Below are 15,214 nucleotides of genomic sequence, written 5' to 3' on the forward strand. Positions count from 1 at the left end.
GAGGTGCCGATCAGCACGTTAGGGCTACCGACCCCGTCAGGCCATTCTCGTTGTATGCCCAGCAGGTGACCGAGAACGTTCCCTGGGTGATCGTCAACTGGATCGAAGTGACGGTCAGGACAGGGTTGATGCCCTGCCAGTTCCCGTTGGGGCAACCAGCCTCGGCAGCTGTCGCGGTATCAGGCGCGGAGAGGGTTACCGGATCGGTGGCCAACCGCAGCGTGCCGTTCTTGATGGCGTCGCTGGGAACCGACGTGGGCTCGGTGACTGGTCCGGTCACCACCTTGTTCTGGCCAGGTGCCACGTTGCCGCCGTAGTTCTGGCACTCGTAGACGGCATAGCCCGCTACCGTCACCGTGGCAACGAGGTCTTCGTTGCCAAGCCCGGCCAGGACGGCGGTACAGGTAGTGGTGGAAGTGCTGCCAGCCGCGCTGACCTCACAGACGGGCGACCCGCCGCGCTTGAAGTGCGGACTTGCCGCCTGGGCTGCGGAGATTCCGACGGTGAACATCAGCAGCACTGCGGTAAAGAACAACATAAAAGGTTTGAGGAACCTGTGCATCACATGGCCTCTTTTGGATTACGGCCCTGGGCCGTAGGTGTTTTGGATGTCAGCCGGGCCGCGTGATCGGCCCGGGAACTGTCCGTAGTCCCCAGTACATGGGCACAAACTGGTGTGGCAGGAGCGCCGCCACGCCCTCGATGCCTGCACCGGCCCGCGCTCAGCGGCGAGACGCTCCGGTGCAATTGCTAGGCTACGCCCGGCCCTCAGAAATGCAAGAGGCTATGCTTCAATTTCTTTGAGGAAAATTCGGCCCTGCGCATTGCGTAGCGCAGGCCGCTCAGTCAGAGCCGGCCGCGGCAGGAGGCACCGCCGTCGTGCCCTGCCTGGCCTTCTCCGCATACGTCGCCGACACCCTGCGGTACACGGGTGTCAGGAACGCCAGCAGGGCTGCGGCGATCATGAGGGTCCCGGCCACCAGGAACACCAGCGCTATGCCGCGGGAGACTCCCTCCCCCAGCAGAGGTTCCAGCGCGGCCGAGCCCTCGGCGGACCGCGCATACGGAATGATCCAGAACTGCGCGATCGGCGCGATCAGGAACGCCGTGACCGGGGCCGCCGCGGACTCGAAGGCCATGGCGAAGCCGAACACCCGGCCCTGGCGGTTCAGGGGCACTACCTGCTGGATGACCGTCTGCTCGGCAGCTTCTACGAAGGGAATCAGCACCATGTACAGCCAGATCCCGGCGATGTAGAGCCACTGCCACTCCCGCAGCGTGAAGACAGCACCGATGAACCCCATCACGGTGACCATGATGAGCATGGTGCGCAGCGGGTTGCTTCCCAGCCCGAACTTGCCAATCAGCGCCCCGCCCGCGATGAACCCGGTGGACCCGAGTGCGAAGACGGCGCCCCACGCCTCCACCGGGAACATTTCCAGGCCGTACGGATCCATCAGCGCCATATAAACGCCGCCGATTAAGTTGTTGAAGGTGGAAAACAGGATCAGCGCGAAGAGCCCCGCGATGGCCAGAACGGCGGCCAAGGAACCGCGCAGATCGAAGGCACCATGCGCGTCCCCGGCCGCAACCTGCGTCTCTTCCGGCATGCGCAACGTCACGAGGTGGAGGAACGCCACGGCCGTCAGTACAAGAGCGACGGCGATGGTCCAGCCCATGCCGAGCAGCCCGATGGAGAGCCCCGACAGCACCGAGGTGATGATGAAGGCAATACCCTGCACCATGCCCACGAGCCCGTTGGCGTTGGCCCGCCGGTCCGGCTCGATAAGGATGGTGACCACCGTGGAAAGCGCCACGTTCCGCATGTTCTCCACCACCGCGCCCGTCAGGATGATCACGGCGAACACCCAGAACCACGGGTGTGCCAGGTCCAGCAGGTTCGCTGCCGGCGTCACCAGGAACAGGCCCCCTGCCAGCAGGAACATGCCCAACGTGAAGGCGGCCGCGAACCGCATCACGGCCAGCTTCCGGTAGCGGTCCACGAACGTGCCGAAGCTGATGCTCGAGAGGGCAATCAGCAGCATGTACGCGCCTCCGATGACGCCGGTGGCGATGACGCTGCGGGTTTCCAGATACACCCAGAACGTCAGGGCGAACCACAGGTAGCTGGTGGTAACGTTCGCCAGGGCGGTGTTCACCAGGATTCCGGTGAAAGTGCGGGACCGCTGCTCCGGCGGACGCAGGGAGGTATCGACGGCGGCGGGAGCCGAAGGAGGGGCAGACGGGACCGGTTCCTCGGTCATGCGTCCCAGTGTACTGCCTATATTTGGGGCTGCTCCGGCCGATAGGAGTCTTCCGCCAGGCGGATGAAGTCCGCCACCAAGGCGGAAGTGTCGCCTTTGCGCCGGGCAAGCACGACGTCGATGGGCGGCGCATCCTTCACCGGCCGGTACGCGACGCCCGGACGAGGGTTCTGGGCGGCCGTGGCCTCGGAGGACATGCCCAGAGCGCGGCCGCCGGCGATAAGCGTCAGCCATTCGTCCACGCCGTGCACCAGGCGTGCACCCGAGGGCCCCTGCCCCGCAGGCCAAAGGTCCTCGGTAGTGGTGCCGGTGCGGGCGTCAACGGCAATGGTCCGGCCGGCGAAGTCGGACATCCGCAGCGCCCGCTTCCGCGCCAGCGGATCCTCCCTGGCCACCGCCGCGAAACGCTCCTCGCGGCCGATGACAGAGCAGGCAAACCGGGAATCGCTGAGCGGCCGGCGCAGCACAGCGACATCAGCGGAACCGTCCGCGAGCCCGCCCGTGGGGCCGTTGGACTGCACCCACACCAGCGGAGCGTCCGGATGGAGGGTGTCCCACGCGCGCTCCACGGCACGGGTGCGCCGGCCCAGGGCTGACCAGGCGTAGCTGACCCGGAACTCCGTTCCGAGGTGCTTGGCGGTTCGCTCCAGAAGCGCCAGTTCATCCAGGATGCGGCGTGCGTGGTCGATGATCCTCTCCCCGGCCGGCGTCGGCGCGACGCTGCGCGTGGTGCGCTGCAGGACCTGCATCCCCAACGCCTTTTCCAGCGCCGCGATGGAGCGGGAAACAGCGGCCTGTGACGTGCCGAGTTCGATCGCGGCGTCCGTGAAGGTCTCCGCGTCCACCACCGCCACGAGGGCCCGCAGGTAGCGCAGCTCTACATTCATACGCTCATCGTATAGACCCTTCGTGGCGTGCATTTCTCAGCCCACCACGACAGCCGGAAACTGTGGCGTATGGATACATCCCTGCGACAGCGGCGAACCACCGCACCAGCGCCGCGGGACGGGCGGCGCGGGCCGTCGTCGTCCGTTCTCCGTGGCGTGCTGACCATGACGGCGAGCGGCGCGAGCAACCAGTTCGGCGCTGGAATTGGCGCCTTGGCGTTCCCCGTGCTCGAACCCGCTGGCGTGGTGGCGGTGCGGCAGCTGGTGGCCGCGGCGGTTCTGGTTCCGGTGGCGCGTCCGCCGCTGCACCGGTTCAGCCGGGCGCAGTGGTGGCCGGTGCTGCTGCTGGGCGCTGCGACGGCACTGATGAACATCTGCCTCTACGTGGCCATCGACCGGATCGGGCTGGGGCTGGCGGTGACCCTGGAGTTCCTGGGCCCGCTGGCCGTGGCGCTGATGGGGTCCCGGAGCCGCCGGGACCTGGTGTGCGGCCTGGTCGCCGGCATCGGTGTCTACGTGCTGGTCATGCCCGCTCCCAGCAGCGACTTCGCCGGGATTGCCATCGGGATCACCGGTGCGGCGTGCTGGGCAACGTACATCCTGCTGAACCGCGTGGCCGGGCAGCGCCTGCCGGGCCTGCAGGCGCCGGCCGCCGCAGCGGTGGTGTCCCTCGCGTTCTACGTGCCGGCCGTCGTCGTCCTGGTTCTCCAGGGCGCCTTCTCAGGACCGTGGCTGCTCTACGCTGCGGCCGCGGGGATCCTGTGCTCCGTAGTCCCGTACACCGCGGACCTCATGGCCCTCCGGCACGTTCCGGCAGCCTTCTTTGGCGTGTTCATGAGCATCAACCCGATCCTGGCCGCGCTTTCGGGAACCGTGGTGCTGGGTCAGGTCCTGGTCCTGCACGAGTGGCTGGGTATCGGGATTATCGTTGCCACCAACGCGGTGGCGATTTGGCTGGCGGCTACCAGGCCTGGTGTTCGCGTGTCAGGCCGAACGGAACGGTCTCGCTCAGCGCAACGGTGAACGTGTCGGCGGCATGACGGGTGACCAGGATGCCATGCTGCTTGCCGGCGAGGGCATGCGCCTTGGCGGCGGAGACTGCGGCTTCGAGCTCGCTGTCCATGCTCTTGCGGTCGGCAACGGTGAGGGTCAGGGGAAAATTCATGGGAAAAGCCTTTGTGGATCGTCAGGGGCAGGGAGTGGGTTTAACGGTTGCGCTCCCCCAGGCTGCAAACGCGGCAGGGCACCGTAAAGTGCCCTGCCCCATGGTCCCCCACCGCGGCGGCGCCAGCAACTTTAGATATCGGCCAGTGGGCGGGATCCTGCGCCAAGCGCCGGTCCACGCGACAAAGCTCACAACGCAGACCGCAATTACGCGGCCAATATGCCGTGAATTAGAGTTGACTGCGGGCGCGGGCTGTTCCTGGCCCCACCGAAACCCCCAACCTGACAAGGTCCCGCCACTCCCATGGATGCTTTTTTCGGCAGACTCGCCCGGATCCGCAACGTCGTCCTCCCAGCCCCCGCCCGCAACGCGCTGAACACTCCGCGGGGCCTGCTGGCCGGATTCATCGTGGTGCACCTGGTCTTCCTGGTCTTCGCGGCCTCCCTGTCACTGCGCGGCGAGGCACTCAGCGACACCTATATCTACAGGGACTGGGCTGCGGCCGGCTTTGACGACGCCAACCTCACCGGCGGGCCCAGCCCCTGGGTCTACCCCATCCTCGCCCTGATCCCCATGGCCATCGCCGGCATCGCCGGACCGGGGCCGTTCTTCTTCCTCTGGGTGCTCATGACCACCGTCCTGAATGCCTGGGCACTGCTCAAGCTGACCGAACGGGGCCGCAACGCCGCCGCCATCCCCGCGGCGTGGTGGTGGCTCACCTTCACCTTCCTGATGGGCTGGCTCGGCTTCGCCCGCGTGGACGGCCTCACCGCCCCGCTTGTCCTGGTGGCCCTCGCCTACGGCGTCAACCGCCCGTTTATCGCATCCGTGCTGCTGGCCGTCGGCACCTGGATCAAAGTCTGGCCCGCGGCGGTCATGCTGGCCCTCTTCGCAGTGCTCCGGAACCGCCTGCTGGTGGTACTGGCAGGAATTGCGACGACGGCGGGAGTCGTCGCTCTGGCCGCTGCCCTCGGCAAAGTCCCCAGGCTGCTTAACTTCCTCACCCAGCAGGGCGACCGCGGCATGCAGCTGGAGGCCACGTTCACCACACCATGGCTGTGGCTGTCCGTCCTGAACATCGGGGACTCCCGGATGTACATGAACACTGACATCAACTCCATGCAGGTGGATGGCCCCGGAACCGCCACCATGTCCGTGCTGATGCAGCCGCTGCTGATCCTCGCCGCACTGCTCGTGGCGGGCCTGACCTTCTGGGCACTGCACAACGGCAACCAGTACAGCGGAAAAACCGGTGGCGGCGTGGACCGCACTGAACTGCTCCTGGCCGGGGCGCTCAGCCTCAGCACGGCCTTCGTGGTCTTCAACAAGGTGGGCTCGCCCCAGTTCATGGTGTGGCTGGGCCCGGCCGTAGCCGTGGGCCTGGCACACAGCTGGCGGGAATGGCGGCTGCCGGCCACCATGCTGGTCGCCATCGCCGTGGCGACGTACTTCATCTACCCGCTGTTCTACGACGCGCTCAGCCACAACAACCCGTGGATGGCACTGGTGCTCACCATCCGCAACGTCCTCCTGGTGGTCCTGTTCCTGTGGAGCGTACGGCGCCTGTACCTGCTGGGCAAGAAGGCACCGGCCGCCGCCCCCGCGCTCAAGGAGTCCTGAGATTTCCACGAGGTTCTTTGACCGCCTGGTGGCGGTCCGCAGCAAAGTCCTCCCCGCCAAGGTGGTGGACTGGTTCGCCCGCCCGTCCAGCGTGTGGTGGGGCTTCGCCGTCGTCCATCTCTACTTCCTGGGCTGGATGGCGTCCTTCTTCCTGCACGGCGACACCTTCAGCGACACCGAGCAGTACCGCCAATGGGCCACGGCCGGGTATAACCCGTCGGACCTGGACGGAAAGATCAGCCCGTGGGTCTACCCGGTGCTGGCGCAGATCCCCATCTTCCTCGCCAACATCGCCGGGCCAGGCCTCTACCTGCTCACGTGGTTCCTGATCATCACGACGCTTAACGCCGTCGGGCTCCTCTACCTGACCCGCGGCCCGCGGAAGGTTGCGGGCATTGCCCCGGCCTGGTGGTGGCTGTTCTTCACCGTCTTCATGGGCTATCTCAGCTTCGCCCGCGTGGAAGGCATCACCGCACCCATCGTGCTGATCGCACTGCTCTATGCAGCCGAGCGGCCAGTGGTGGCCGGCGTCCTGCTCAGCATTGCCACCTGGATCAAGGTCTGGCCGGCCGCCGTGCTGGCGCCGATCGTGATCGCCAGCCACAAGCGGATCCAGGTGGTCCTGGCCGGCGTTGCCGTGACCGCCGTCGTCACCGCGGGCACGTGGCTGTCGGGCGGCCTGCCGCACATCCTGGATTTCCTCCTCAACCAGGGCGAGCGCGGCATGCAGCTCGAGGCCACCTTCTCCACACCGTGGGTGTGGCTGAGCGTGTTCGACATAGCCGGGTCGAAGATGGCGGACAACACCGCCATCAACTCCACCGAGGTCTACGGTCCGGGTGCCGCCACCGCCGCGTTCCTGATGCAGCCGCTGCTCATCCTCGCCGCCGTCGCAGCGGCCATCCTGCTGGTCCGCGCCCTCCGGCGTGGCGCCGAGCGCGAGGAACTGTTCCTCGAAGGCTCCCTGATGATGGTCACAGCGTTCATCGTGTTCAACAAGGTGGGCTCGCCGCAGTTCATCATCTGGCTGGCGCCGGTGATCATCGCCGGCCTCACCCACGACTGGGAGCGCTGGAAGGTACCCGCCGCACTGCTCATGGGCATCGCGATGACCACGTTTGTGATCTACCCGCTGTTCTACACCCCGCTCATCCACGCACACCCGGTGATGGCGGCGGTCCTCACCACCCGCAACGTGCTCCTGGTGGTGCTGCTGTGGTGGTCGGTGCAGCGGACGGCCGAGCTGGGCCGGAAGCCTGCGGAACGCGTGGCCGCGTAACCGCATTTACGCCTGCGCGCTATCCCGCCTGCCGGGCGGCCGCGCGCCGCTCCTGCAGCCACCTCCACCCCTGCCGGGCAACGTCCAGCGGTTTCCCCTCGATGAGCAGCTTCCTGGTGTGGATGTCCAGCACCAGCAGGTAGAACGTGAACGCCAGGGCCGTGACGAACGCCAGCGAGGACGCGTCGACGGGCAGCTCCACGAAGGACCAGACGGAGAGCTGGTCCTGCGCGCCGAACACCACGAAGAACGTGACCACCACATAGAGGGAGCGGATCTGCCAGTCGTCGCGGATGCCGGTGACGGCCAGGAACGGCAGGAACCACAGGATGTACCAGGGCTGGATAATCGGGGAAAGCATCACGACGGCGGTGAACGCCAGGGCCATCCGGCGGACGGCGCGCGAATAGTCGCCGCGGAACATCAGCAGCAGCACCAGGCCTATGGCGATCCACTTCAGGCCGGCCCGCAGCACGTCCGCGAAGGCGCCGCCCGGCAGCCCCAGCACGTTGGCCAGCATCTCCACCTGCTGGCCCAGGAAACCTGACGGGGAGTAGCCGGTGTACCCGGGCGTGGGGTCCATGATGGCCCACACCCAGCCCGTCCCCAGGTTGTACGGCAGGCCGCTGAGCAGCAGCACACCGAAGCTGAGCCCCGCCGTGGCCGCCCACATCAGGAACTTGCGCGGCCAGGTCGCTGAAGCACCGGCCCACATCACGCCGAGGAACGGCAGCAGCAGGACAGTGATGGGCTTGATGCCGATCGAGGCGGTCACCAGCAGGATGCCCAGGACGTACCGGCGGGTGGCAGCGAAGTAGACGCCCGCGACGGCGAGACCCACCATGAGCGCGTCGTTGTGCGCGCTGGCAATGAAGCTGATCAGGAACAACGGGTTGGCCACCGTGATCCAGAGCGCCCGGGCCCCGTTGATCCCATGAAGCTCGGCCAGCTTGGGCACGTAGATGACGCACAGCAGCACGCCAACGCCGGCCAGGAGCCTGAAGAGCAGGACGGACAGGTCCGGCTGGGCGCCGGTCAGCCCCACCACACCGCGCGCCAGCCACAGGAAGTACGGGCCGTAGGGGGTGCGGGCCTCCGCCCAGGCGGGGTCGGCTCCGAGAGAGAACCAGTTGCTCAGGGTGGAGATGCCTACCTCGTAGGGGTTCTGTCCCTCCCGTACCAGCCGGCCCTGGCCGGTGTACGCGTAGACATCCCGGGAGAAGACAGGGACGCAGAACATCAGGGGCAGCGACCAGGCGGACACCGCAATGACCACGGACCGGAGGGAATGCTGCCCCCAGCCGGCGAGCCGCTGGCCCAGCCGGAGCCAGGAGCGGATCAGCAGCATGGCACCGGCGGTCAGCAGGATGGTGGACACGGCCACGCCCCAGCCCTCGGTCCGCAGTGCGATGACCACAGGCTGCCGGATCATGGGTGAGCCGTTGGCGATCCAGCCGGTTCCGATGGATCCGACGAACATCATCAGGGCACCGAGGAAACCCTGCGCGGTGCCGATGTAGGGGCGGCGGCCGGTGTGCGGGGCGCCCTCTTTCGGCGCGCCCGGACGGCTCTCCGAGGTTCCGAGGGGTGAACCGCCTGCCGTCATGATGTGTGTGGTCCCCTACTTTGGTACGGCGCTGGTTGACCAGCAGAGATGGCCGCCTTGCAGGCCGCTATTTTATCAGCCGGTATTTCCCGGGGGCCTGTCTTTCCCGGCGGCCGGCTTTTGTCAGTGCCCCGCACCGAGCTGCCCGCCCAGGCGGTGGCGGATCTGCAGGCTGGCGTCATTGAGGCCGACCACGTCCACGTGCTTGCCGTGGTGGCGGTACTTCCCGATGATGGCGTCCAGCGCGGCAATGGTGGAAGCGTCCCACAGGTGCGAGGCATGCATGTCGATCACCACGTGCTCCGGGTCATGTGCGTACTCAAACTGGGTGTAGAGATCGTTGGAGGAGGCGAAGAACAGCTCCCCGTTGACCACGTACGTGGCGGTTTCCCTGCCTTCCGCCGTATTGACCGTGCGTTCCACGGTGACGAAGTGCGCCACCCGCCGGGCGAAGAGGACCATCGCCACCAGGACACCAACGCCGACGCCGATGGCCAGGTTGTGCGTTGCCACCACCACGATGACGGTGGCCGCCATGACCAGGGTTTCGCTCTTGGGCATCATCCTGAGGGTCCGCGGGTGGATGCTGTGCCAGTCGAACGTGGCCCAGGAAACGAAGATCATCACGGCCACCAACGCGGCCATCGGGATGACGGACACCACCCCGCCGAGCGCCACCACGAGGATGAGCAGGAAGACACCGGCCAGGAACGTGGAAATGCGGGTGCGGGCGCCGGAGGCCCTCACGTTAATCATGGTTTGGCCGATCATGGCGCAGCCGCCCATGCCACCCGTGAAGCCGGTGACGATGTTGGCCACGCCCTGGCCCCAGGCTTCGCGGGACTTGTTGGACCGCGTGTCGGTGACGTCGTCCACCAGTTTGGCGGTCATCAGCGACTCCAGCAGTCCCACGAAGGCCATGGCCAGGGCGTACGGGAAGATGATCTGCAGCGTCTCGAGGTTGAACGGCACGTCGGGAATGAACAGGGACGGCAGCGACTCGGGCAAATCGCCCTTGTCCCCCACGGTGGGAACCGCGACGGCGGCCAGCACGGTGATAAGCGTGAGCACCACGATCGCCACCAGCGGGGCGGGAACGGCCCTGGTGAGCTTCGGCAGCCCGAACACGATGGCCAGGGCCAATGCCGTCAGCGGGTACACCAACCACGGAACGTTGATCAGCTCCGGGACCTGCGCCATGAAAATCAGGATGGCCAGGGCGTTGACGAAGCCCACCATGACGGACCGCGGGATGAAGCGCATGAGCTTTGCGACGCCGGAGACGCCCAGGACGATCTGGAAAGCGCCGGCCAGGATGACGGCGGCGATGAAGTAGTCGATGCCGTGGGACTTCACCAGAGGGGCGATAACCAGGGCGACCGCGCCGGTGGCCGCCGAGATCATTGCGGGGCGCCCGCCCACAAAGGCAATGGTGACTGCCATGGTAAATGAGGCAAACAGGCCCAGCCGGGGATCTACCCCGGCGATGATCGAGAAGGCGATGGCCTCAGGGACCAGGGCCAGCGCGACCACCAGGCCCGCAAGGACCTCGGTCTTGAGCCGCCGCGGCGATTTCAGGGTTTCGCGGACAGACTGTAGCTGTTCCGGTGTGGGCGCCTGGGCGGTCTTGACGGCCATTGCTGGCTCCGTTCATGGTCGGGAGGACGCACTGCAGCGGCCATTGCACTTTGGAAGAATTGCACGTTGGAAGAAGGGGGCGCACCACTGCACCGGAAATGCGGGCAGCGCCCGGGCCGACCGCACCCACAGATTCTACCGCCGGGCTCTTACTGGAGCTGGTCCGGGATGCCGAACCGGAGCACGTCAGCTGTCGCTGCGCGCACTCCTGTTCCGGCCCCGCGACTTAGCCGCGTATAAGGCCCTGTCCGCGGAGGCGATGACATCCTCGAGGCTGGACGTCCCGGCGTCGTACGTGGAAATTCCGTAACTGACCGTCGGCATCTCAAAGCCCTCCGCCTCCGACGCCTCCGCGAGGCGGTCGCTGATGCCGGCAGCAACGGCCTCGGCCCGCTCGGCGCCGGCGCCCTGAATGAAGAGCACGAACTCCTCGCCGCCGTAGCGGCCCACCAGGTCCGACTCCCGGACAGTGGCCGTGCAGGCATCCGCGAAGCGCTGCAGGACCCGGTCCCCCGCGGCATGGCCGTACGTGTCGTTCACGGACTTGAAATGGTCCAGGTCCGCCAGGACCAAAGCACCCCAGGTGCCTGCCGACCGGCGGGAACGGAGCCGGTCGGCGGCCAGGCTGAGGAAAGCCTTGCGGTTCAGCAGCCCCGTGAGGTCATCCCGTGAGGCCACCAGCCGGAGCGCCCGGGTGTGCTGCTCGCTGCTCAGTGCGGGCATACTGTAGGAGGCCACCACCAGCAGCATCATGCTCAACAGGGTGGTTGGTCCGGAACCGAGGATGCCGGTGAAAAGCTTCCCATCCCCGCCCTCTGCCAGGAACGCCACCAGCCGTGCCGCGTAGAAGGCGGAGAGCAGGCCGGCCGCAGAAGCCAAGGGGATCCGGACCCGCGAATATTCCGGCCCAAGTTGCCACAGCTCATGAGCGGAAAGGCCTACGGTAAGGCTCATCGCGGCCAGGAAAACCCCTCCGCCGGCCCAGCTGTTGTTGGCGGGGTCGTCCACCAGGCCGGCAACGAGCACCGCCAACGGGATCGCAGCGGAAATCCAGCCTTTTGGCAGGGTTGTCCGCAGGGAGCGGGCTCCCGCCCATACCGCCACACCGCCGTGCACCAGGAGCGCGTTGCCCACCGGGTTTGCCCACACCTGGTGCGGGGTGCCGTCCAGCAGATAGGCGGCGGATCCGGCCAGGAAAAAACCCAGCGCCACGCACCACCACCCGCTGTAGGGGGAGCGCGTGACGCGGTACGCCGAGAAATAGAAGAGGAACAGCTGAACCACGGCCATCACAACGAAAGCAACGCGGAGCGTGGCAATGTCCAGGATCATGACGGTGAGCCCCCCATAGGCCGTAGTACTGGTATTGCCCCAGTATCCCACCGCAATCCACCCGCCGCAGTGGGTCATGGGTCCTTGCGCGCGCCGCAGGGCCAGCTGTGGCGCGCGCCCTCTGATGCCCTAGAGCTCCCAGGCGTTTTCTTCGGGCAGGGCGCCCTCGTCCTCGGGGTGGCGCTTCAGGTTCAGCAAGGACAGTGCCAGGCCGCCCCACACCGTGAGGATGGCGATGATCATCATGATGATGGCGATGGGGGTCACGGTGCTGCTTCCTTTGCTTCCTCCGCCACCAGGGCGTCGTATTCGGGGTCATCATTCAATTTGGACCGGCTGCTCCACGGGATGAAGGTCAGCGCCAGGGCCAGCACCACCAGTGCCGCCGCCATGCCCCAGCCGAACACGGCCAGGAACCAGTCCGGGTAGCCGCCGTACGGCTCACCGATCTTGCTGATGAACTCGTTGGCCACCATGTAGATCAGGGCAGCGGGGACCACCACTGCGACGAGGGCGATCCAGATCCTCCGCATCTTGATGGTGGAGGTCCGGTTCAGGTGGTCCGCCAGCAGGGGCAGCCTGCGCAGGAACCAGGCCAGGACAACCACCGTGACCAGCGCGCCAAGCGTGATGCCGAAGCTGTTGACGAAGGCGTCAGAGGTGTCCAGCAGGTACAGGCCGGTGGCCGTGGGAAACAGCGCCAGGGAGACAGCGGCCACCAGAACGCTGACCAACACGGAGGTGCGCACCCGGGCCCAGCCGAGCTTGTCCTGCACGGCGGAGACGATGACTTCCAGCACGGAGATCAGCGAAGTGATTCCCGCAAACACCAGCGAGCCGAAGAACAGCACGCCCATGACGGCGCCGAACGGCGCTTGGGACACGATCGTGGGGAAGGCGATGAACGCCAGTCCGATTCCGCCGGTGACCACGTCATCGACCCCGGCCCCTGCGGCCTGCGCCATGAACCCGAGGGCAGCGAACACGCCAATGCCGGCAAGGATCTCGAAGCCGGAGTTGGAGAACGCCACCACCATGCCGGAACCGGTCAGGTCCGTGCGGCGCTTGAGGTAGGAGGAGTACGTGACCATGATGCCGTAGCCCACGGACAGCGAGAAGAAGATGTGGCCGTACGCTGCGGCCCACACGGACGCGTTGCCCAGCGCCGCCCAGTCCGGGGTGAAGAAGGCGTTGAGGCCGAGGGCCGCGCCGGGCAGGAACAGGGACTGGACCACCAGCAGGAGGAACATGACCATCAGCAGTGGCAGCAGGATGGAGTTGGCGCGGGAAATGCCCTTGCGGATGCCGGCCACCATGATGATGATCACCGCAACCCAGGTCAGCAGCAGCGGGAAGAACACGGACGGCACGTAATCGAAGCCCAGCCCGGGAGCCTCGGCCACGGCGAGGAAGTTGCCGAAGAAGAAGCCTTCGGCGTCGTCACCCCACGCCTCGGTGAAGGAGAAAATCATGTACATCAGGGACCACGCGATGATCACCGCGTAGTAGGCAGCGATGACGAAGCAGACCAGTACCTGCCACCAGCCCAGCGGCTCGGCAGCGCGATGCAGGCGGCGGTAGGCCAAGGGCGCTGACCCGCGGAACTTGTGCCCAACGGCATAGTCCAGGAACAGCAGGGGGATGCCCGCGGTGAGCAGCGCCACCAGGTACGGAATGAGGAACGCGCCGCCGCCGTTTTCGTAGGCGATGTACGGAAAGCGCCAGATGTTGCCCAGGCCCACGGCGGAGCCGATGGCGGACAGGATGAAGAGCCGGCGCGTGGAGAACGTCTCACGCTTCACGGGAGCGGGGGAACCTTGCGAAGAGCTCATGCGCGCACGCTCCGGACAGCGGGGATAAGGGCTACGCCGTGCGCGATGCGGCGGCAGGCAGACCGGTTCATTGGATAGCTCTCTCTCAAGTGGAATTAGACACAAAGCGGCCGCCCGGATCAGGGGCCAGCTGGTTGTCTTTCGTCCCACGATAAACCTGTTGCCCCGCACACTCCTCCTGGAAGCGAAAAATCCCGCCTGGCGGACTCGCCCGATACTCTGTAGAGATGAACTTCCCCCTTGCCGCCGTGCCCCTTGCCGCCCTCCTTCTCCTCACGGGGTGCGGTGCCGTGGGGGATGCGGCCGGCAGCGCGGCCAGCGAGGCGGCGTCCAAGGTAGCTTCTGCTGCTGCGGACGAAGTGAACCGCCAGATCTGCGCGGTCATCAAGGACGGCCTGGTCAGCGCCTCAGACAAGCAGGTTTTGGGCGGCCTCGTGGATGCCGCCGCGACGGCAGGGCTCCCCGCCGAAATTACGACGCCGATGCGCCAGATCGCGGAGTCCGGAGACCGGGTGCCGTCAGACTCCGTCAAGGCACTGCAGGACGCCTGCGGCGCATAGCCCCGGGAACGTGACCCCGACCTATGCGCGGGGGCGTCCAAAGCGCCGGTGGTGCGGGTCCGGCCGGTGGGGATGTCCCCGGTCTGCGGGCTGCACCAGCGGGACAACTCCCGCTGTCCTGCCAACGGGCAGGGCCCGGACGAACTTGGAGAGCTCCTCCCGGAGCACCTTCCACGCGATGGAGGGATCGTCCGGGTAGGCGTTGGCTTCCGCCTGGCGCGCCGCTTCGAGTGCTGCCCGGCCGGCGTCGGTCAGCTCAACCTTGAACTGGCGCCGGTCCGTGGGCTGACGGTGCCTGGTGATGTGGCCAGCGGACTCAAGCCGGGCAAGGACCCGTCCCAGGGTCTGGCTCTGGACCCTGACGGCCTCTGCGAGGCGCTCCTGGTTCAATGGTCCGCCGGCAAGCCCTTCGAGGGCGATGACGGCTGCGCGGGTCAGGCCAAGGTGTGCCAGGGCGTCGTCCTGGCGCCGCTGGACCAACCGGGCCGCCACGGTGATCAGGCGATAGCTGTCCCGGGCGTCCGGATCAAGATCGCTGGTCATTCTCCCAGCCTTCCTGTAGGTGGCGGGTTACCCTTCGTCGCTACACCTCTACAATAAGCATGCTTACCATCATGGGTGCAAGTGGAGGTGCCATTCCGGATCCAGATCGGCAAGCCCCTTGCGCATCAAATGGGAAGTGTGCTTAGTATCGGATTAGTAACCTTGCTTACTAACCGCCAGCACTGCTGGTTCTTGATCGCCAGCTGACATTTCCTGAAAGAGAGCCCGATGACAGAGAACCAATGGCCCCAGACCCCCAAGCCCGCCACGACTGACCCCTACGCGGCAGATCCGTACGGGACAGAGACCGGTGTAGCGCCGGAGACCTACGCGGCCCCGGTTGCCGGCACCACGGGAACGTTTGACTCGCCCGGAACCGCCGGCGGATCCAAGAAGGATGCTGCGAAGGAGGAGGCCTCCCAGGTGGCCGGCCAGGCGAAGTCCGCGGCGCAGGATGTGGCATCCACGGCCAAGGAGGAAGCGGCGAA

14 protein-coding genes and 1 pseudogene are annotated in these 15,214 nt (G+C 66.5%); 5 read left to right on the top strand and 10 right to left on the bottom strand.

The window, feature by feature from the left end:
- Positions 1-10: 10 nt before the first annotated feature.
- The 3 genes from ACIQCM_RS11535 to ACIQCM_RS11545 form a co-directional block, all read right to left on the bottom strand.
- Positions 11-538, bottom strand: coding sequence for a hypothetical protein (locus ACIQCM_RS11535; protein WP_400607850.1), 528 nt, complete (start codon positions 536-538; stop codon positions 11-13).
- A 304-nt stretch (positions 539-842) separates the two neighbouring features.
- Positions 843-2,264, bottom strand: a complete 1,422-nt coding sequence (locus ACIQCM_RS11540; protein ID WP_400607852.1) for an MFS transporter — start codon at positions 2,262-2,264, stop codon at positions 843-845.
- Positions 2,265-2,281: 17 nt separating this feature from the next.
- Entirely contained in the window at positions 2,282-3,151 is an 870-nt protein-coding gene (locus ACIQCM_RS11545) for a LysR family transcriptional regulator (protein ID WP_400607854.1), read from the bottom strand.
- 69 nt (positions 3,152-3,220) lie between these two features.
- On the opposite strand from ACIQCM_RS11545, the gene ACIQCM_RS11550 reads away from it, so the two are divergent.
- Positions 3,221-4,174 (top strand): EamA family transporter, encoded by a 954-nt coding sequence (locus ACIQCM_RS11550; protein ID WP_400607857.1) that lies wholly within the window; start codon positions 3,221-3,223, stop codon positions 4,172-4,174.
- Here ACIQCM_RS11550 and ACIQCM_RS11555 read toward each other — a convergent pair.
- Positions 4,113-4,316, bottom strand: a complete 204-nt coding sequence (locus ACIQCM_RS11555) for a hypothetical protein (protein ID WP_400607860.1) — start codon at positions 4,314-4,316, stop codon at positions 4,113-4,115. The genes ACIQCM_RS11550 and ACIQCM_RS11555 overlap by 62 nt on opposite strands.
- Before the next feature lie 303 nt (positions 4,317-4,619).
- On the opposite strand from ACIQCM_RS11555, the gene ACIQCM_RS11560 reads away from it, so the two are divergent.
- Positions 4,620-5,936 carry a glycosyltransferase family 87 protein gene (locus tag ACIQCM_RS11560; protein ID WP_400607863.1) on the top strand — a complete coding sequence of 439 codons (1,317 nt, stop codon included), beginning with the start codon at positions 4,620-4,622 and terminating at the stop codon, positions 5,934-5,936.
- A 28-nt stretch (positions 5,937-5,964) separates the two neighbouring features.
- A complete protein-coding gene (locus ACIQCM_RS11565; RefSeq protein WP_400607865.1) occupies positions 5,965-7,215 on the top strand; it encodes a glycosyltransferase 87 family protein in 1,251 nt (416 codons plus the stop codon).
- Between the two features lie 19 nt (positions 7,216-7,234).
- Here ACIQCM_RS11565 and mptB read toward each other — a convergent pair whose 3' ends face one another.
- The 5 genes from mptB to ACIQCM_RS11590 all read right to left on the bottom strand — a co-directional run bounded on the left by mptB (position 7,235) and on the right by ACIQCM_RS11590 (position 13,623).
- A complete protein-coding gene (gene mptB, locus ACIQCM_RS11570; protein ID WP_400607868.1) occupies positions 7,235-8,821 on the bottom strand; it encodes a polyprenol phosphomannose-dependent alpha 1,6 mannosyltransferase MptB in 1,587 nt (528 codons plus the stop codon).
- Positions 8,822-8,944: 123 nt separating this feature from the next.
- On the bottom strand, positions 8,945-10,459 hold the full coding sequence (locus ACIQCM_RS11575; RefSeq protein ID WP_400607869.1) for a SulP family inorganic anion transporter: 1,515 nt from the start codon (positions 10,457-10,459) through the stop codon (positions 8,945-8,947).
- A gap of 186 nt (positions 10,460-10,645) precedes the next feature.
- Positions 10,646-11,791 (bottom strand): diguanylate cyclase, encoded by a 1,146-nt coding sequence (locus ACIQCM_RS11580; RefSeq protein WP_400607907.1) that lies wholly within the window; start codon positions 11,789-11,791, stop codon positions 10,646-10,648.
- Between the two features lie 129 nt (positions 11,792-11,920).
- Positions 11,921-12,058: a methionine/alanine import family NSS transporter small subunit gene (locus ACIQCM_RS11585; RefSeq protein ID WP_400607871.1), complete on the bottom strand. Its 138-nt coding sequence runs from the start codon at positions 12,056-12,058 to the stop codon at positions 11,921-11,923.
- A complete protein-coding gene (locus tag ACIQCM_RS11590) occupies positions 12,055-13,623 on the bottom strand; it encodes a sodium-dependent transporter (protein ID WP_400607874.1) in 1,569 nt (522 codons plus the stop codon). The genes ACIQCM_RS11585 and ACIQCM_RS11590 overlap by 4 nt, the downstream gene beginning before the upstream one ends.
- Before the next feature lie 227 nt (positions 13,624-13,850).
- On the opposite strand from ACIQCM_RS11590, the gene ACIQCM_RS11595 reads away from it, so the two are divergent.
- A complete protein-coding gene (locus ACIQCM_RS11595) occupies positions 13,851-14,183 on the top strand; it encodes a hypothetical protein (protein ID WP_400607877.1) in 333 nt (110 codons plus the stop codon).
- Positions 14,184-14,204: 21 nt separating this feature from the next.
- Here ACIQCM_RS11595 and ACIQCM_RS11600 read toward each other — a convergent pair whose 3' ends face one another.
- Complete coding sequence (locus ACIQCM_RS11600; protein ID WP_400607880.1) at positions 14,205-14,726, bottom strand: MarR family winged helix-turn-helix transcriptional regulator; 522 nt, start codon at positions 14,724-14,726, stop codon at positions 14,205-14,207.
- A 228-nt stretch (positions 14,727-14,954) separates the two neighbouring features.
- On the opposite strand from ACIQCM_RS11600, the pseudogene ACIQCM_RS11605 reads away from it, so the two are divergent.
- A pseudogene (locus ACIQCM_RS11605) lies at positions 14,955-15,214 on the top strand (hypothetical protein); the annotation flags it as partial.

The sequence above is a fragment of the Pseudarthrobacter sp. NPDC092439 genome (assembly GCF_044754945.1).
In the GTDB taxonomy this organism is placed as follows: Bacteria; Actinomycetota; Actinomycetes; order Actinomycetales; family Micrococcaceae; genus Arthrobacter.